The 19,104-nt window shown below is 52.1% G+C and carries 15 protein-coding genes; 7 read left to right on the plus strand and 8 right to left on the minus strand.

Annotated elements, in window-relative coordinates:
- Nucleotides 1-161: 161 nt before the first annotated feature.
- From phoU to JK216_RS04580, 7 genes are all read right to left on the minus strand, one after another.
- Nucleotides 162-887 (minus strand): phosphate signaling complex protein PhoU, encoded by a 726-nt coding sequence (gene phoU, locus JK216_RS04550; protein WP_212707422.1) that lies wholly within the window; start codon nt 885-887, stop codon nt 162-164.
- A gap of 78 nt (nt 888-965) precedes the next feature.
- On the minus strand, nt 966-1,739 hold the full coding sequence (gene pstB, locus JK216_RS04555; RefSeq protein WP_212707421.1) for a phosphate ABC transporter ATP-binding protein PstB: 774 nt from the start codon (nt 1,737-1,739) through the stop codon (nt 966-968).
- 53 nt (nt 1,740-1,792) lie between these two features.
- Complete coding sequence (gene pstA / locus JK216_RS04560) at nt 1,793-2,680, minus strand: phosphate ABC transporter permease PstA (protein ID WP_212707309.1); 888 nt, start codon at nt 2,678-2,680, stop codon at nt 1,793-1,795.
- Nucleotides 2,677-3,639, minus strand: a complete 963-nt coding sequence (pstC, locus tag JK216_RS04565) for a phosphate ABC transporter permease PstC (protein WP_212707308.1) — start codon at nt 3,637-3,639, stop codon at nt 2,677-2,679. The genes pstA and pstC overlap by 4 nt, the downstream gene beginning before the upstream one ends.
- A 76-nt stretch (nt 3,640-3,715) precedes the next feature.
- A complete protein-coding gene (pstS, locus tag JK216_RS04570) occupies nt 3,716-4,759 on the minus strand; it encodes a phosphate ABC transporter substrate-binding protein PstS (protein ID WP_212710299.1) in 1,044 nt (347 codons plus the stop codon).
- 468 nt (nt 4,760-5,227) lie between these two features.
- On the minus strand, nt 5,228-6,772 hold the full coding sequence (gene gadC / locus JK216_RS04575) for a glutamate:gamma-aminobutyrate antiporter (protein WP_212707306.1): 1,545 nt from the start codon (nt 6,770-6,772) through the stop codon (nt 5,228-5,230).
- 92 nt (nt 6,773-6,864) lie between these two features.
- Nucleotides 6,865-8,265, minus strand: coding sequence for a glutamate decarboxylase (locus JK216_RS04580; protein WP_212711392.1), 1,401 nt, complete (start codon nt 8,263-8,265; stop codon nt 6,865-6,867).
- A 608-nt stretch (nt 8,266-8,873) separates the two neighbouring features.
- Here JK216_RS04580 and gmk point away from each other — a divergent pair.
- The 7 genes from gmk (at nt 8,874) to JK216_RS04615 (ending at nt 18,088) form a co-directional block, all read left to right on the plus strand.
- Nucleotides 8,874-9,497 (plus strand): guanylate kinase, encoded by a 624-nt coding sequence (gmk, locus tag JK216_RS04585; RefSeq protein WP_212707304.1) that lies wholly within the window; start codon nt 8,874-8,876, stop codon nt 9,495-9,497.
- A gap of 54 nt (nt 9,498-9,551) precedes the next feature.
- A complete protein-coding gene (rpoZ, locus tag JK216_RS04590) occupies nt 9,552-9,827 on the plus strand; it encodes a DNA-directed RNA polymerase subunit omega (RefSeq protein ID WP_212707303.1) in 276 nt (91 codons plus the stop codon).
- 21 nt (nt 9,828-9,848) lie between these two features.
- The gene (gene spoT / locus JK216_RS04595) at nt 9,849-11,969 is read left to right on the plus strand and encodes a bifunctional GTP diphosphokinase/guanosine-3',5'-bis pyrophosphate 3'-pyrophosphohydrolase (RefSeq protein ID WP_212707302.1); all 2,121 of its coding nucleotides are present in this window, start codon (nt 9,849-9,851) and stop codon (nt 11,967-11,969) included.
- Nucleotides 11,970-11,974: 5 nt separating this feature from the next.
- Nucleotides 11,975-12,685 (plus strand): tRNA (guanosine(18)-2'-O)-methyltransferase TrmH, encoded by a 711-nt coding sequence (trmH, locus tag JK216_RS04600; protein ID WP_212707301.1) that lies wholly within the window; start codon nt 11,975-11,977, stop codon nt 12,683-12,685.
- A complete protein-coding gene (gene recG / locus JK216_RS04605) occupies nt 12,682-14,760 on the plus strand; it encodes an ATP-dependent DNA helicase RecG (protein WP_212711393.1) in 2,079 nt (692 codons plus the stop codon). Before trmH ends, recG begins: the two co-directional genes overlap by 4 nt.
- 86 nt (nt 14,761-14,846) lie before the next feature.
- Complete coding sequence (locus JK216_RS04610; RefSeq protein WP_212707299.1) at nt 14,847-16,235, plus strand: uracil-xanthine permease family protein; 1,389 nt, start codon at nt 14,847-14,849, stop codon at nt 16,233-16,235.
- 179 nt (nt 16,236-16,414) lie between these two features.
- Complete coding sequence (locus JK216_RS04615) at nt 16,415-18,088, plus strand: AsmA family protein (RefSeq protein ID WP_212711394.1); 1,674 nt, start codon at nt 16,415-16,417, stop codon at nt 18,086-18,088.
- A 48-nt stretch (nt 18,089-18,136) separates the two neighbouring features.
- Here JK216_RS04615 and fabY read toward each other — a convergent pair whose 3' ends face one another.
- Nucleotides 18,137-19,078, minus strand: a complete 942-nt coding sequence (gene fabY / locus JK216_RS04620; protein ID WP_212707297.1) for a bifunctional GNAT family N-acetyltransferase/hotdog fold thioesterase — start codon at nt 19,076-19,078, stop codon at nt 18,137-18,139.
- Between the last annotated feature and the right edge of the window lie 26 nt (nt 19,079-19,104).

Genomic DNA, 19,104 nt, shown 5'->3' on the forward strand with positions numbered 1-19,104 from the left:
CAGTTTTCTTTTTTTGCACGCTCGGGTTCCTTGACTGGTCGGAAAAATAAACCTGCAAAGTATAAAAACAGGGATACCAACACGCTACCAATATCAGGAAGAAAGGAAAAAAACAGAAAGGGGCAGCCTGCCACGCGGCGGGCAGACTGCGGAACACCGGGTTATTCCGGGGTGTCATCTCCGGCCAGCCACTGATCGAGTTGATCACCGCCCATATGCCGGAAATCATGACCTTTGACGAAGTAGAAGATAATTTCGCAGATATTCTGGCAGCGGTCGCCGATACGTTCGATAGCTCTGGCACAGAATAATGCCGTCAGCACACTGGGAATTGTCCGCGGATCTTCCATCATATAAGTCATTAACTGGCGGACAATACCTTCATATTCTTTATCGACTTTTTTATCTTCCCGGTAAATCTGTATTGCTGCCTCGAGATCCATACGGGTAAAGGCGTCCAGCACTTCATGCAGCATTTGTACCGCATGACGTCCAAGGGACTCCAGGCTGACCAGTAAAGGCTGATGTTTATGACCAAATTTCTCCAGCGCCGTCCGGCTGATTTTCTCCGCTACGTCACCGATCCGTTCCAGTTCAGAGATGGTTTTAATGATCGCCATCACCATCCGTAAATCACTGGCTGCCGGTTGCCGTTTGGCAATAATACGCACGCAATCTTCGTCAATCGCGACTTCCATCATATTCACTTTATGGTCGTCATCAATCACCCGCTGGGCCAGTTCCGGGTCCATATTCTGCATCGCATTAATGGCATCCGTCAGCTGTTGCTCAACCAGTCCGCCCATAATCATTACCTGGGTACGAATGTGCTCCAGCTCAGCATTAAACTGACCGGAGATATGTTTATTTAAATTAAGACTGTCCATCATGTTCTCCAGTGTCGCACCCGTATGGCAGCGAAAAATGGTGGCGAAAATTAAGCGTTACAGAATACCGGCTGAGCATCAGCCATAACGGCCGGTAATATAGTCTTCAGTTTGCTTGCATGACGGCTTAGTAAACAGGGTATCCGTATCACTGAATTCAATCAGTTCACCGAGGTACATAAAGGCCGTATGGTCAGAGCAACGCGCCGCCTGCTGCATATTGTGGGTCACAATCACCACCGTATAATCCTGTTTTAATTCGCTGATCAGCTCTTCGATACGTCCGGTAGAAATCGGATCCAGCGCAGAGCAGGGCTCATCAAGCAGCAGAACTTCCGGACGAATCGCAATCCCGCGGGCAATACACAGACGTTGTTGCTGACCACCCGACAGGCTGTAACCGCTCTGGTTCAGCTTGTCTTTGGTTTCGGTCCATAACGCCGCTTTAGTCAGCGCCCACTGCACACGTTCGTCCATCTCGGCACGGGATAATTTTTCGAATAACCGTACGCCGAAAGCGATATTGTCATAAATAGACATCGGGAACGGGGTCGGTTTCTGAAACACCATCCCGACTCTGGCTCGCAGTAACGCAATATCCTGTCCGTTATCCAGGATATTATCGCCATCGAGTAAAATCTGTCCTTCTGCGCGTTGTTCAGGGTACAGCTGAAACATCCGGTTAAAGGTACGCAGCAGCGTCGATTTACCGCACCCTGACGGGCCGATAAAAGCAGTCACCTGATTACGGGCAATATCCAGATTGATATTTTTCAGTGCGTGGAACTGGTTATAAAAGAAATTCAGATCACGTACCTGGATTTTTGCCGACGCCGGGTTAATGTTTGCCATACTCATTGTTCGTCTCTCTTATTCCGGCACCGCTTCTCGCCGCGCCGCAAAAATTAGTTTTTACGTTTGCTAAAAATCATCCGTGCCACGATATTCAGCACTAACACACAGAGGGTAATAATCAGCACCCCTGCCCAGGCCAGGTTTTGCCATTGTGAAAACGGACTCATAGCAAACTTATAAATCGTCACCGGCAGGTTAGCCAGCGGCTGCATCATATCGGTGCTCCAGAACTGATTCGATAACGCAGTGAACAGTAATGGTGCCGTCTCACCGGCAATGCGGGCAATCGCCAGCAGTACCCCGGTAATGATGCCCGAGACGGAGGCTTTCAGCGTAATAACCAGAATCATTTTCCATTTCGGCGTTCCCAGGGCATAAGCAGCTTCACGCATCGTATCCGGGACCAGCTTCAGCATATTTTCGGTGGTCCGGATAACAATCGGGATCTGCAACAGTGCCAGTGCCAGCGCACCAGCCCAGCCAGAGAAGTGATGCATATACGCCACCACCAGGGTGTAAACGAATAGGCCAATCACGATCGACGGGGCGGACAGTAAAATGTCATTAATAAAACGAATCACTTCTGCCAGCACAGATTTACGGCCATATTCCGCCAGGTAAACACCGGCCATAATGCCCAGAGGTGTGCCTGCCAGGGTCGACCAGAGGATCAGTAAACCGCTGCCTGCCAGGGCATTTGCCAGGCCGCCACCATCCGTATTTGGCGGCGGGGTCATCTGGGTAAACAGATCAACTGATAAGCCACCAATCCCGCGAGATACCGTGGTCCAGAGGATCCATACCAGCCAGAACAGACCGAACGCCATGGTCAGTATTGAGAGTAATAAGGCGATTTTATTTTTAAAACCACGCCATGCCTGCATCTTGCGCCGTGATGCTTCCAGCGCTGCACGGTTTTCTATATCCACCGGAATCATGAGCGCGCTCCTTCACTTTTCGCCAAACGCAGGATCATCAGTTTGGAGATAGCCAGTACCACAAAAGTGATAAAGAACAGGATCAGCCCCAGCTCCATCAGTGCAGAGACATGCAGTCCCGATTCGGCTTCAGCAAATTCATTCGCCAGCGCCGAGGTAATGGTATTGCCCGGCATATACAGAGAGACACTATCCAGCTGGTAGGTATTCCCGATAATAAAGGTCACCGCCATGGTTTCACCCAGTGCCCGGCCTAAGCCCAGCATGATTCCGCCAATAACGCCGTTACGGGTAAACGGTAGCACAATATGCCAGATAACTTCCCAGGTGGTGCAACCCAGCCCGTAAGCTGATTCTTTCATCATAACCGGTGTCTGCTCGAAGACATCACGCATCACCGAAGCAATATAGGGAATAATCATAATCGCGAGGATCAGACCCGCCGCCAGAATACCAATACCAAAGGCAGGGCCCGAGAATAGCCGGCCTATAAAGGGTACCGATGACAGCAGGTCACCGACCGGCGTCTGAAAATATTCGGCAAATAACGGGGCAAAGATAAACAGCCCCCACATGCCGTAAACGATACTGGGAATAGCCGCCAGTAGTTCAATAGCCGTGCCAAGCGGGCGGCGCAGCCAGCCGGGTGACAGCTCGGTCAGAAACAGGGCAATACCAAAGCTCACAGGGACCGCAATTAACAGAGCAATGATTGAGGTAACAACTGTCCCGTAAATCGGCACTAAAGCGCCAAATTGTTGATTCGGCGCGTCCCAGGTCTTATCCCAGAGGAAAGCAAAGCCGAATTTATGAATACTGGGCCAGGAAGAAATAATCAGGGAAACGATAATACCACCGAGCAGTAATAGCACCACCAGCGCAGAGAGTTTAACCAATGCGCTGAAAATGATATCACCCTGCTTTCCGGGTGCTTTAAATGTCGGCTTTCTTTCCGCCATAAGAGTCTCAGTCTTCACTATTAACAGGGCGGCATCAGCCGCCCATGGGGTTCACATGATGTAACGGAGTATAACCCTATTGATACAGTGCTTTGCCGTTATTGTCTGTGATATTCGCTTTCCAGGCACTGCGAATTTGTGTCACTACCGATTCCGGCAGAGCAGCATAATCCAGACTTTCTGCGGTTTTTCCGCCGTTGTTATACGCCCAGTCGAAGAATTTCAGCACTGCCGCACCTTTTTCTGCATCCGCCTGTTTTTTATACACCAGGATAAAAGTGGTGGATGAAATCGGCCACGCATCATCCCCTTTCTGGTAGGTCAGGTCCTGAGCAAAGGTTTGCTGCCAGTCGGCACCTTTCGCAGAGTTACTGAAGCTTTTTTCGGACGGCAGAATCGCTTTACCGCTGGCATCGACCAGTTTGGTATAGGTCAGATTATTCTGTTTGGCATAAGCATACTCAACATAGCCGATAGATCCCGGCAGACGCTGAACAAAGGCAGCAACACCATCGTTACCTTTCCCGCCCAGACCGGTTGGCCAGTTGACCGTATTCCCTTTACCAATTTTCTCCTTCCACTCATCATTCACCTTTGACAGGTAGCTGGTAAATACGAATGATGTGCCTGAACCATCAGCACGGCGTACGACATTAATCGCCGTCGACGGCAACTTAACGCCCGGGTTCAGTTTCTCGATAGCCGGGTCATTCCACTTTTTAATGTTACCGAGGTAGATATCCCCGACAGTTTTACCGTCCAGCGTCAGCTCACCGGATTTGACGCCAGGCAGGTTCACTGCCAGTACCACGCCGCCAATCACCGTCGGAAACTGGAACAGACCGTTTTTCTGCAGATCTGCATCACTCAGGGGCGCATCTGACGCACCAAAGTCAACGGTTTTGGCAATGATCTGTTTTACGCCACCGGAAGAACCAATACCCTGGTAGTTCACCTGGCTGCCATCGACCTTCTGGTAATCTGCTGCCCAACGGGCATAGACCGGCGCAGGAAAGGTGCCGCCAGCTCCGGTTAAGTTTGTCGCTGCAAAAGCAGAAACAGCACCAACAGACAGTGTCGCTGCCAGTACGCGGGCTACCGTATTACGCATCAGTGTCATATTCCCTCCGGGGGAGTTAATCTCAGGCTCAGTGCCATTTTTAAATGAGTTTGTCATGCTGCACGAGGGAAAATAGGACAGTTTGGTGACATTAATATGTAAGAAATATGACAGTTTTATGACAGCCACAGACCTGTCCGGCCGACCCGCGGATAAAAACCGGTAATAAAACCACCGCTCACAATGCCAGCAGACCACCTCCACGCAGATCAACAACCGCATTTTTTGCCACTTTACCCGGGGTCACGGTTGTTAACATTCCTGTCAGTACAGCGATAACGATATGAACTATCAGGTATTTTATTCGCGATATTGTAAATACTCCAGCCGAATGGTTGCAAAAGGAATTGCCGGGAGAGGCAGCCGCAAGGCTGCCTTTTTTGCATCTGCCGGATGTTATACCGTACGGCGGGGAGCACGTTTCCCCGCCGCAGCACCAGTCACAGACCCTGATCACCCGGGGTCGGATTAATGTAACTTCTTATCATCGACAAAAATATGATGAGGTGAACGGGCACGCGGGTGGATAAAGAAATGGCCTTTATCTGCCGTATGCGCTTTAACCGGCTCCAGCCTGACATTCGAACCGGGAGCACCTTTTTTACCCATCGCATAAACAATGAACGGCAACGCCAGCACAACCAGAAAACAGACCACCAGCAGGGTTACATAAATACTATTGTCGTGGCTGTCCGGCAGACCAGACGGCGGAAAGAACGAGACAATAAACGCAATCGCAGACGTACAGAAGCCGATAATGGCAACCACCATTTTCACGCCCCGGCCTCCGGGAATATTAAAAGAACGTTTAAGGTCACCTTTCTTACACACCAGCACCAGATACCCGGCAAACAGCATGAAATAGCTGCACAGGTAAATCACCACCGTTAAAGCCAGGGCAATTAAAAATGACATATTATTCCCGCCACCGGTATTGGTCAGAATAATTAACGCAACCGATGTGATCAGCAACTGAGAAATCACCAGAGCCACAGGAACACCGTTTTTGTTCATTTTCGCGAAGCGTGCCGGCAGAATACCCTGCTGGGCGGTAACCAGCATACCGCGCGAAGGTCCGACAATCCACGCTGCTATCTCAGCCAGCACGCCTAACAGCAACAGTGCCGAAATAACTCTGACGATCCATTCCAGACCCTGGCCAAAATGACCAATCAGAATACTGAAAGTCTGCATAACACCGGCGGATAAGTTGATCTGGTCTTTCGGGATAACAGAGGCAATCGAAATACCGCCGACCGAACTCAGGATAATCGCCACCACCATCAGCAACAGGATCGCCAGCGGATAATCGCGGCCGGGGTTGCTCATTTCGTTAACATGGGTGGCAGAAGCTTCAACGCCCATATAACTGAGGATAAACGCCACAAACACCACTAAGGTGCCTATTTGGGTGAAATCAGGGAAGAAAGTATTACGGCTCATCTCGATGGCTACCGGTGCGCCCGATGCCAGATAACAGATAGCCAGCACGACCAGAATCAGCGCCGGTAACAGGATGCCGGCAAAGAAACCGGCTTTCGCAATCCTGGCCGTATTTTTCGTCCCTCCCAGCTGAGTCAGCGCCAGTCCCCATAAAATGACCAGTGCCGCGACGGTTTTCAGTAACGGATTGGTATTCAGCTCCGGCCATTTCAAAATATAGGAAAGGGCCCCGAGCACAAAATACAGCATAGGAATAAAGCCAACCGCTATCTGTAAGTACCCAAATGAAATCGCCGCAAAGCCCCATTTTTTACCCAGGGTATTAGAAACCCAGGTAAAGACCCCCCCCTCCTGCCATCCTTCGACAGTCGCCATTTCTGCCGCACACAGACCCACCGGGATAAACCACAGAAATCCTCCGAGTAATAAGAAAAATATTAACGAGAATCCTGAGGTGGCAAAGGTCGGATATTCATAAACGGCCATGACCATCGATGCAGTGATAGCGAAAAAACCTAACAGCGTTAACTTTCTGGGGCTGATATTTGCGTTAGTCGTAGTCGTAGTCATAAGGTTCTCCCGACAGCTGATTATTCTGTCCGATAATAATGCAGATGAAATTACCGGGGGGTTATCCCCCCCCGGTTCAGATAACAGGGTAATCAGCCGTGATTAAAGCCACTGGCTTCTTGTTCTGAAAGCGGTGCAACAATCGGATGCTGTTTGAAGTGTTCTAAGGCACGTTTAATATCATCAATTAACAGAGTCGCTAAGTCATAGCTAACCCCGTGACGTACCAGAATGCGCTGGATCACCAGGTCTTCACGGTGGGCGGGTAACGAGTAGGCAGGTACCTGCCAGCCACGGGAGCGCAGTTTATCCGCCAGGTCATACAGTGTATAACCGCCGGTATTCTGACCCTCTTTGACTTTCCAGGCCAGCGCAGGGATCCCTTTGCTGCTGTCACCGTCAAACAGAATTTCAAACGGCCCCAGACGACCAATCTCTTCCGCCAGATATTGTGCGGTGGCGTAGCAGGCATTGTGGATTTTGGCGTAACCCTCCTTGCCTAAGCGCAGAAAGTTATAATACTGAGCCACAATCTGTCCGCCGGGACGGGAAAAATTCAGTGCAAAGGTCGGCATATTACCGCCGAGATAGTTCACATTAAAAATAAGTTCTTCCGGCAGATCACTGGCTTCACGCCACACTACCCAGCCGGCACCCAGTGGCGCCAGACCAAACTTATGCCCCGAGGCATTCACCGATTTCACCCGTGGCAGACTGAAATCCCACGCCAAATCAGGCGCACAGAACGGTGCCAGGAAACCACCACTGGCACCATCGACATGAATAGGAATATCTAATCCGGTCTCTTTTTGCACACGGTCAAGCGCATCACTCACTTCCTTCACCGGCTCATACTGACAGGTAAAGGTTACCCCCAGGGTCGGAACAACACCGATGGTATTTTCATCCACCCGTTTAACGACCTCTTCTGCCGACATAATTAAGCGATCACCTTCCATCGGGATCTCACGTAATTCGACATCAAAATAACGGGCAAATTTATGCCAGCAGATCTGTACCGGGCCACAGACCAGGTTTGGCTTATCGGCAGGCAGACCTTGTGCCGCTCTTTTTTTACGCCATTGCCATTTCAGGGCCAGGCCGCCCAGCATCGCAGCCTCAGAAGAACCAATGGTCGAACATCCCAGGGTCGTCTCCGGAGAAGGTGAGTGCCACAGGTCTGCCAGCATTCTGACACAACGGGCTTCAATCTCTGCCGTCTGCGGATACTCATCCTTATCGATCATGTTCTTATCGATAGACAGATCCATCAATTCGCGAATTTCATCATCAACCCATGTCTGACAAAAGGTTGCCAGGTTCTGACGAGAGTTACCATCCAGCATTAACTCATCACGGATCGCATTAAAAACATTACGCGGATTGCGTTCTGGCTCAGGGAATTCGGACTTAGGTAACGATGCGGCTAAATCAACGGAAGCATAAACATCATCGTTCTGATCACGGATGGAATCTTTGGTCGTGCTGCTCATGTAAACCTCATGATTTCTCTGAAGAGGAGTTTGTCGTCTGATATACAGGTCAGGAAACACCGGATAACAGGCGGCACCGTGCCTTCTGAATCTGCAGGCAGAAAAACACTTATTTCAGCGGTCTGGTAGCCACAGAGACAGAAGGAGCTACCTGCTGATGCAATGCAGAACAAAACGCTCTTTAAAGATAGTCTCTTTTCCGGAAATTATGGTTTTTTTCGTGCGAACGGGAGGAGGATATTTTTACTTACTGATAAGTAATAAATTTTCAATTATTAAATAAAACAAAACATTAAAAAAAATAAACATTTCAGCCATATTATTTTAAACTCTGGCTATTACAGAGAGAACGCAGAATAAGACCGTTATTATTATTCCCGTAATATCATTACCGGTCAGCGTCTTTTTGGCCGGTATATTCATCCAGCCGGTTGTTTTCACCATTATTTCCTGAGTTCATCCACAGACTGCTGCCGGGGAAGCGGCCGGTTCAGGCGACTGACAGAAAGAAATCTGCGGCTAAATGCATGCAAACGCTGCGCCGGGGCCGGAGGCTGTGTATAATAGGCAGGATATTGTCCCCGCTCTTTACTCAATTCAAGATAATCATGGCTCAAGGTACACTGTTTATTGTTTCCGCGCCCAGTGGTGCGGGTAAGTCCAGCCTGATTCAGGCGCTGTTAAAAACACAGCCCCTTTATGACACTCAGGTTTCTGTTTCCCATACCACCCGGGATATGCGCCCCGGTGAAGTTCAGGGCGACCACTATTTCTTTGTGACGAAAGATGAGTTCCGCGCAATGATTACTGACGGGGCATTTCTTGAGTACGCCGAAGTCTTTGGTAATTATTACGGCACCTCACGCCAGGCGATTGAACAAGTGCTGGCTACCGGCGTCGATGTCTTTCTGGATATCGACTGGCAGGGGGCACAGCAAATACGCCGGCAGATGCCTGCGGCACGAACCATTTTCGTGCTTCCGCCATCGAAGGATGAGTTAGATCGTCGTCTGAGAGGCCGTGGTCAGGACAGCGAAGCGGTCATCGAAAAACGGATGGAAAAAGCGGTCGATGAAATGAGTCATTACGCAGAGTACGATTATCTGATCGTAAACGATGATTTTGATCTGGCCCTGTCTGACCTGAAAACGATTATCCGCGCAGAACGTCTGCGTATGGGCCGTCAGCAGGCCCGGCATGATGCATTAATCAGCAAACTATTGGCACACTGAAGCAGCTTTCAGTATTATGCCCAGTCATTTCCTCATCTGTGGAGTAGCACTTTTATGGCACGCGTAACCGTTCAGGACGCAGTAGAAAAAGTTGGAAACCGTTTTGACCTGGTACTGGTCGCTGCACGTCGTGCGCGTCAGATGCAGACCGGCGGTAAAGATGCCCTGGTTCCGGAAGAAAACGACAAACCAACGGTTATCGCTTTACGCGAAATCGAAGAAGGTCTGATCACAAACCAGATTCTGGATGTCCGTGATCGTCAGGAACAGCATGAGCAGGAAGCCGCCGAACTTCAGGCTGTCACCGCGATTGCTGAAGGTCACCGTTAATCTGACTGTTGCAGGCCGCCCTTGTATCTGTTTGAAAGCCTCAATCAACTGATTGAAAAATATCTGCCTGAAGATCAGATTAAACGACTCAGGCAGGCTTACCTTGTCGCTCGTGATGCTCATGAGGGTCAGACGCGTTCCAGCGGTGAACCTTATATTACCCATCCGGTGGCGGTTGCCTGTATCCTGGCAGAAATGAAACTCGACCATGAAACACTGATGGCCGCGTTGTTACATGATGTCATTGAAGATACCCCGGCAACTTTCCAGGATATGGAACAGCTGTTTGGCTCCAGTGTCGCCGAATTAGTCGAGGGCGTATCCAAACTGGATAAGCTGAAATTCCGCGATAAGAAAGAGGCCCAGGCAGAAAACTTCCGCAAGATGATTATGGCCATGGTGCAGGATATCCGGGTCATATTAATCAAGCTGGCAGACCGGACCCACAATATGCGAACCCTTGGTTCGCTGCGGCCGGACAAACGGCGGCGTATCGCCTTAGAAACACTTGAGATTTACAGTCCGCTAGCTCACCGGCTGGGTATTCATCATCTGAAAACCGAGCTGGAAGAGCTGGGCTTTGAAGCCCTGTACCCGAACCGTTTCCGCGTTATCAAAGAAGTGGTAAAAGCGGCGCGCGGTAACCGTAAAGAGATGATCCAGAAAATCCTCGCCGAAATAGACGGCAGATTACAGGAAGCCGGAATCCTGTGTCGCGTCAGTGGCCGGGAAAAACATCTCTACTCGATTTATCAGAAAATGCATCTCAAAGAGCAGCGTTTTCATTCCATCATGGATATCTACGCCTTCCGCGTTATCGTAAAAGATGTGGATACCTGCTATCGCGTACTCGGACAAATGCACAGTCTGTACAAACCCCGTCCGGGCCGTGTTAAAGACTATATTGCCATTCCCAAAGCCAACGGATATCAGTCGCTTCATACCTCGATGATAGGCCCGCACGGCGTACCGGTAGAAGTCCAGATCCGCACCGAAGATATGGATCAGATGGCAGAAATGGGGGTCGCGGCACACTGGGCTTATAAACAGCAAGGGGAAAGCGGCACCACCACTGCGCAGGTGCGGGCCCAGCGCTGGTTGCAAAGCCTGCTCGAATTGCAGCAAAGTGCCGGTAACTCGTTTGAATTTATCGAAAGTGTAAAATCGGACCTGTTTCCCGATGAAATTTACGTCTTTACCCCGGAAGGCCGGATTGTTGAATTGCCTGCCGGAGCCACACCCGTCGATTTCGCTTATGCCGTACATACAGATATCGGCAATGCCTGTGTTGGTGCCAGGGTCGACCGTCAGCCCTATCCCCTGTCACAGCCACTGAGCAGCGGCCAGACCATCGAAATTATCACAGCTCCGGGCGCACGACCGAATGCCGCATGGCTGAATTTCGTCGTCAGTTCCAAAGCCAGGGCGAAAATTCGTCAGTTACTGAAAAACCTGAAACGGGAAGAGTCCGTAAGCCTCGGTCGTCGCCTGCTCAGCCATGCGCTGGGAGGCAGTAAAAAACTGGCTGACGTACCGCAGGAAAATATCCGACAGGAACTGGAACGGATGAAACTGGCCAGTCTCGATGACCTGCTGGCAGAAATCGGGCTCGGCAATGCGATGAGTGTGGTGGTGGCTAAAAATCTGCTGCCGGGGGAAACTACCGATACCCTGCCTCAGGCATCGGCGAAAAGACATAAGCTGCCGATCAAAGGGGCAGACGGTGTGCTGATTACCTTCGCCAAATGCTGCCGTCCAATCCCGGGAGACCCGATTGTGGCGCATGTCAGCCCCGGTAAAGGGCTGGTTATTCACCATGATTCCTGCAGGAATATCCGTGGTTACCAGAAAGAAGCCGAGAAATTTATGCCGGTGGAGTGGGACGACAGCGGAGCAGGTCAGGACTTTGTCACAGAAATAAAAGTCGATATGCTGAATCATCAGGGCGCGCTTGCCAACCTGACAGCAGCGATCAATGCCAGCCAGTCAAATATTCAGAGCCTGAATACGGAAGAACGGGATGGCAGAGTTTACAGTGCGTATATGCGCCTCACGGTCCATGACCGTATTCACCTGGCAGATATTATGCGGAAAATCCGTGTCATGCCGGATGTTATAAAAGTACACCGGAACCGAAATTAGTTTGCATGAATAGCCAACGTTTTGCCCGGATCTCGGAAATGCTGGCCCGCCGCCAGCATGACCTGACGGTCTGCATGGAGCAGGTACACAAACCCCACAATGTCTCTGCGGTGATCCGTACCGCAGATGCGGTAGGGATCCCTCACGTCCATGCCGTCTGGCCCGGAGACCGGATGCGCACCATGGTTTCTGCGTCTGCCGGCAGCAACAGCTGGGTGAAAGTTATCACTCATCGCACTATCGGCGAGGCCGTCGGCGCGGTAAAGGCGCAGGGGATGCAGGTACTGGCCACTCACCTGTCAGACACGGCTGTCGATTTTCGCGATATCGATTATACGCGTCCTGTGTGTATTCTGATGGGTCAGGAAAAAACCGGCATTACCCGCGAAGCTCTGGCGCTGGCCGATCAGGACATTATTATTCCTATGCTGGGCATGGTTCAGTCGCTGAATGTTTCCGTGGCCTCGGCATTGATCCTCTATGAGGCCCAGCGGCAACGGCAAATCGCCGGGATGTATCAGCGCAGTCATTGCCTGCTCGATAACCAGGAACAACAACGGCTGCTGTTTGAAGGCGGTTATCCGGTACTGGCGCGGGTGGCGAAACAGAAAGGCCTGCCCTGCCCGCATATCAACCCGCAAGGGCAGATTGAGGCTGATGATGACTGGTGGTCTGCTATGCAGGAAACCGAACGCAGCCGAAAGATGAAAAGATGAAAGGCCGTCTGCTCGACGCTATCCCGCTGAATACCCTGACCGGCGTCGGTGCCAGCCAGGCTGCTAAGCTGGCAAAACTCGGCTTGCATAATCTGCAGGATCTGTTGCTCCACCTGCCGGTACGCTATGAAGATCGTACCCGTCTCTACCGGATTAATGACCTGCTGCCAGGTCTTTATGCCACCGTCGAAGGCGAGGTACTTTCCAGCGAAGTCTCCTTCGGTCGCCGTCGTATGCTGGTCTGCCAAATCAGTGATGGCAGCGGTATTCTGACCCTGCGTTTCTTCAATTTTAATGCCGGAATGAAAAATAATCTGGCCAGCGGTAGCCATGTAGTGGCCTATGGAGAAATTAAGCGCGGGCAGCGTGGTGCGGAAATTATCCATCCGGAATACCGTATCACCGGACAACAACATCACACCGAATTACAGGAAACCCTGACGCCGGTATACCCGGCCACCGAAGGGATACGCCAGGCAACACTGCGTAAACTGACGGATCAGGCTTTGCAACTGCTGGACAGCTGCCCGATCAATGAATTACTGCCCGCAGAACTGAGCCGCGGCATGATGTCTCTGCCCGCAGCATTAAAAGTATTACACCGTCCGCCGCCAGAGATGCAGCTCTCCGAGCTGGAACAAGGCAAACACCCGGCTCAGCAACGGCTGATCACCGAAGAACTGCTGGCCCATAACCTGAGCATGCTGGCAGTACGGGCAGGTGCTCAGCGCTATCATGCATTACCGGTTCCCGCCAGTCAGCCTGTAACCCGCCAGTTCCTCGCCAGCTTGCCCTTTACCCCGACGGCAGCCCAGCAGCGGGTGAGCAAGGAAATTGAACAGGACCTGGCGCGGGATTACCCCATGCTGCGTCTGGTACAGGGTGATGTCGGATCAGGGAAAACCCTGGTTGCGGCACTGGCGGCACTGCAGGTTATCGCCAGTGGCCATCAGGTTGCACTGATGGCGCCGACAGAGCTGCTGGCAGAACAACATGCCACCAACTTTCGCCAGTGGCTGGCCCCGCTGGGGATTAACGTCGGCTGGCTGGCCGGAAAGCAAAAAGGCAAAGCCCGTCAGGCACAACAGGAAGCCATCGCCCGTGGCGAGGTATCGATGATTGTCGGTACCCATGCCCTGTTTCAGGAACAGGTTATTTTCAGTTCTCTGGCACTGGTTATTATTGACGAACAGCATCGCTTCGGCGTTCATCAGCGGCTGGCACTGCGCGAAAAAGGCGAACAGCAGGGGTTTCACCCACATCAGCTGATTATGACCGCTACCCCGATTCCGCGGACCCTGGCAATGACCGCCTATGCCGACCTGGATACCTCCACCATTGATGAGTTGCCTCCGGGCCGTACCCCGGTCTCGACAGTGGCTATTCCGGATACCCGCCGCGAAGAGATTATCCGTCGTGTCGAACAGGCATGTCAGCAGGGACGTCAGGCCTACTGGGTATGTACGCTGATTGAAGAATCTGATCAACTGGAAGCTCAGGCCGCCGAAGCAACCTGTCAGGAGCTGCAACTGGCACTGCCTGAGATGAAAATCGGCCTGGTACACGGCCGAATGAAACCTGCCGAAAAACAGGCTGTCATGCAGCAGTTCAAAGAAAATCAGCTACAGCTACTGGTTGCCACCACCGTTATTGAGGTGGGTGTCGATGTACCTAATGCCAGCCTGATGATTATCGAAAACCCGGAACGACTGGGCCTGGCACAGCTCCACCAGCTAAGAGGTCGTGTCGGCCGTGGTGCCGTCGCATCACACTGTGTTCTGTTGTATAAAGCGCCCCTCAGTAAAACCGCCCGCAAACGGTTACAGGTATTACGTGACAGTAATGACGGCTTCGTGATTGCCCAGCATGACCTGGAAATACGCGGCCCCGGTGAGTTGCTGGGTACCCGCCAGACCGGTAATGCCGGGTTTAAAGTTGCCGATTTACTGCGTGATCAGGCGATGATTCCGGCGATACAACGTATCGCCCGTCACCTTCACCAGAAATATCCGCAACAGTCGGCCGCATTAATTGAACGCTGGCTGCCGGCCACCGAACGTTTTAGCCATGCCTGATTTTTTCTGCCTTCGTCCGGCAAACGTTTGCTTTTAGGCGGCAGATAATTAAAATCGCTGTTTTTTCTGCCACCGGGAAAGGTTTCATGTCCGCCGACGCTCCGCATTACCGTCAATCCAGCGTATCTTCACGCAGTGAACTGGTTTATCGCCTTGATGACCGCCCCCCTCTGCCTCAGGCACTGTTCGCGGCACTCCAGCATCTGCTGGCGATGTTTGTCGCCGTGATTACCCCGGCATTATTAATTTGCCAGGCGCTGGGGCTGCCCCCTGAGGATACCCGGCATATTATCAGTATGTCGTTATTCGCTTCCGGCGTTGCTTCTGTCTTACAGATCAAGACCTGGGGTCCGGTAGGCTCAGGCCTGTTATCTATTCAGGGCACCAGCTTTAATTTTGTTTCTCCGTTGATCATGGGCGGGCTGGCCCTGAAACAGGGCGGGGCAGACATTAGCAGTATGATGGCAGCCTTATTTGGTACCCTGATGCTGGCATCCTGCACCGAAATGCTGTTATCCCGTATCCTGCCTTATGCCCGGCGGGTGATCACCCCGCTGGTTTCGGGCATTGTGGTCATGATCATCGGGCTGTCACTGATTCAGGTCGGGCTGACCTCTATCGGAGGTGGTTTCAGCGCTCTGAATAACCATACCTTCGGGGCACCGAAAAATCTGTTACTGGCCGGGGCAGTCCTGCTGACAATCATTTTGCTCAACCGCCAGAAAAACCCGTACCTGCGCATTGCCTCACTGGTGATCGCGATGGCAGTAGGGTATCTGCTGGCCTGGTGCCTGAATATGTTACCGGCAAGCGCACCGCAGGCCGACGCGCCGTTACTTATGGTGCCGACACCTTTCTATTACGGGCTGGGCATTGACTGGAACCTGCTACTGCCTTTAATGCTGGTCTTTATGGTGACCTCGCTGGAAACCATCGGTGATATCACAGCAACTTCCGATGTCTCAGAACAGCCGGTCAGCGGCCCGGTCTATATGAAACGTCTGAAAGGTGGTGTACTGGCCAACGGACTGAACTCCTGTGTCTCTGCCCTGTTTAATACCTTCCCGAACTCCTGTTTCGGACAAAATAACGGGGTTATTCAGCTGACCGGAGTTGCCAGCCGCTATGTCGGGTTTTTAGTCGCTCTGCTGCTGATCCTGCTGGGGTTATTTCCGGCCGTCAGCGGAATCGTACAACATATTCCTGAACCGGTACTCGGCGGAGCAACTCTGGTGATGTTTGGCACCATTGCCGCTTCCGGGGTACGTATTGTGGCAAGACAGGCTATCGACCGTCGCGCGATTATGATCATTGCTATTTCCCTGGCCGTCGGGCTCGGTGTCTCTCAGCAACCGTTAATTCTGCAATTTGCTCCGGAATGGTTAAAAACATTACTTTCTTCCGGAATTGCCGCCGGTGGCCTGACCGCTATTATCCTTAACCTGATTTTTCCGGAAACCGGACGGGATGCATAGTTTCCGGCCTGCCCCCTCACCGGGAGGCAGGCTGCTTTCTTTTAATGCTCATTTCTTTTAACGCTTATCCGGCGATTTATCGGCTTTTTTGACAGTAACCGGCATCTTCAACATTGAGGTCTGAGCGAAATTCAGGCATAACAGGCAGTAGCTTATTTTCAGGACTCAGGACTGACATAATGAAATTTATTGGAAAATTTTTCCTGATACTGCTGCTTATCCTTTTGCTGTTAGTGATTGCTGCCTGGTTCGCCCTGAAAAGTACCTGGGGAGCAGGTACGCTGAGCCGCTGGATCAGTGACGATACTGCTTATCACCTGTCTATCGGCAGAATACGGCACTCTCTCAGTTCACCACTGGTCGTTACCCTCGACGATTTTACCTTCGGGAACGATGGTCAGCCAGCCATGGTGGTCGCCGGGAAAGTGACGCTCGGCCTTTCTTTACTGCAGTTCAGCGATCCGTCACATTTTGACAGTCTGACCCTGACTGACGGTGAAATTGATCTGGCCAATATCCGTCCCGGCACAGCATTCCCGTTGCAGGCCAACCGCTTATCCCTGAACAATATCAGTATTGTGCAGCCTGATGATACCCCTGGTTTTCAGGCCAGCCAGACCTCTGCAGATATTACGCCGTGGAAACCTGACCCGGCCCATATGCTGGGCAGTGATTACCGTTTTCGCGCAGGTATCGGCCGGCTGACACTGGGGCAGCAGCAGCTGACTGCCATTGATGCGACGGGAAGCGTTACCCCGCAGCAAATTAACCTGCAGACGATAAGCGGCAGCGCAGAACGCGGAACCTTTTCCGGTTCAATGACCCGCGAAGAGGGCCACTGGCAAATCCGGCAGCTGTCCCTGGAGAATACCCGCTTTCAGACACAGCAGACACTGCCTGACTTTCTGGCACCACTGGTACAACATAATATCCGCCCGCGGCAGATTTCGGTGAACCACGCCACTATTGTCGGCCCTGACTGGGCAGTGACCGATTTCACTCTGCAACTCAGTAATCCGGTGATACCGCAAAATAATCTGCTGACAGAAAACGGCACACTCTCCCTGCAGGCAAACGAGTTCGTCTGGCGGGACTACGCGCTGACCCGTCCACAGGCTGAGCTGGAAGCGACCCCGCAGGGGCTGAAGATCAATAAATTCAGTACCCATTGGGTAAACGGAACAGTGACCGCTGACGGTGAATGGCTGAAGGATACCCGGCAACTGGCACTGAATAACCTGTCATTTAACGGGCTGGAATACACCCTGCCTCAGGACTGGCGTCAGTTCTGGTTGTCTCCCCTGCCGGAATGGCTCGACTCTGTCATGCTGCATAAGCTGACTATCGATAACTCGCTGATCATTGATATCAATCCGGCTTTCCCGTTTCAGATGACGGCATTACATGCCACGGGAAATCAGTTACTGCTGGCGCGTCAGCATCAGTGGGGGATCTGGTCAGGGGACAGTGAATGGCAGGCCGCAGAAGCGACCTTTAACCGCCGGGATCTCCGCGCCCCCTGGATGAAGCTGCATGCGGACGGGCAGAAAATCAGTGTCAGCGATATCAAAATGCTGGCCGATAAGGGGCCGGTGATCGGCAATGCTGAAATTTCTCAGCTGCCTTCACGTGATTTCAGCCTCAGCCTGCGGGGTCAGGCGGTACCGGTGAGTATGTTTACTGACTGGGGATGGCCGGTAACCGGCGAGCCGGGGAAAGGTGATATTACGTTCAATGCCCGCGGCAGCTTACAGGCTGATCTTCCGTTGCGTCCGTCCGTCAGCGGCTCACTGCGGGTAACCACCGCAACCGGCAGTCAGCAGTACGATATGTCTGCAGGAAAAAATCAGTAACCCCTCCCTCAGCCCGCTTACCGCCCTGCGGTGACCGGGCTGAGGGCGTTACTCACTTCCTGAGCCACCCTGCTCCAGTGTCAGTAACGGATCTGCCGGTAATACAATATAGACTCCCTCAAACACCGCCCCGGTAACATCATCGCCCTGTAACAAGACATCCAGCCTGACCCTGGCTTTTCTGCCACGGGCCAGCCGGTCTAAATCGCCACATAACGACCCTAAATCAGCCACCGCCGCCGGACGGCCGGTAATCGGTTTTTTATAGCGGATATGGGCATCTGCCAGAATAATATTTCCCCCCAGGTGACGCTCGCGCAGCAATAGCCAGATCAGCCCCCAGCCGGTTAAAGTCGCCAGCGAGAACAGACTACCGGCAAACAGGGTATGGTGGGGATTCTGGTTGCCGGCTTCCGGCATCGTGGTCATAAACCGCTGCCCTGTATACTGCTGGATCCTGACCCCCATTTTGTCGCTCAGGGGAATATGGTCATACCATGCCTGCTGTAACTGTCCGCACCAGTCCGCCCGGTGCAAAATATCATCCATGGAGACCATCGGTTTAATCATCAGAAAGTGGCGTACCGGTGTGGTGCGGGCCGCCATAATTTCGCCCTGATTGATATACCCCAGTTTGGCAAAAAACTCGATGGCATCTTCCCGCGCACTGCAGGTCACTCGTTTTACGCCCTCCTGGCGGGCGACAGATTCCAGCGTCATAATCAGCAAGGTACCGAGTCCTTTTCCCCTGAGGGCCGGGTCTACCGCAATAAAGCGTATTGATGCTTCATAATCCCCGTTGATATACAGCCGTCCGACGGCCACCGGATTATTCTGTTCATCCACCACCATCTGATGATGGGCAGTAGCATCCCAGGCTTCTCTTTCTGAGCCTTCGGGTTGTTGCAGGGGCTTACGCAGCATTTCCCAGCGAAACCGGAAATAACGTTCCAGTTCCAGTGCTGTCCGGGGTACACGCAAATGATACATCAACCGATCCTCCCTGTGGCCTGACG

This window comes from Tatumella sp. JGM94 (assembly GCF_018257595.1).
Classification (GTDB): Bacteria; Pseudomonadota; Gammaproteobacteria; order Enterobacterales; family Enterobacteriaceae; genus Tatumella; species Tatumella punctata.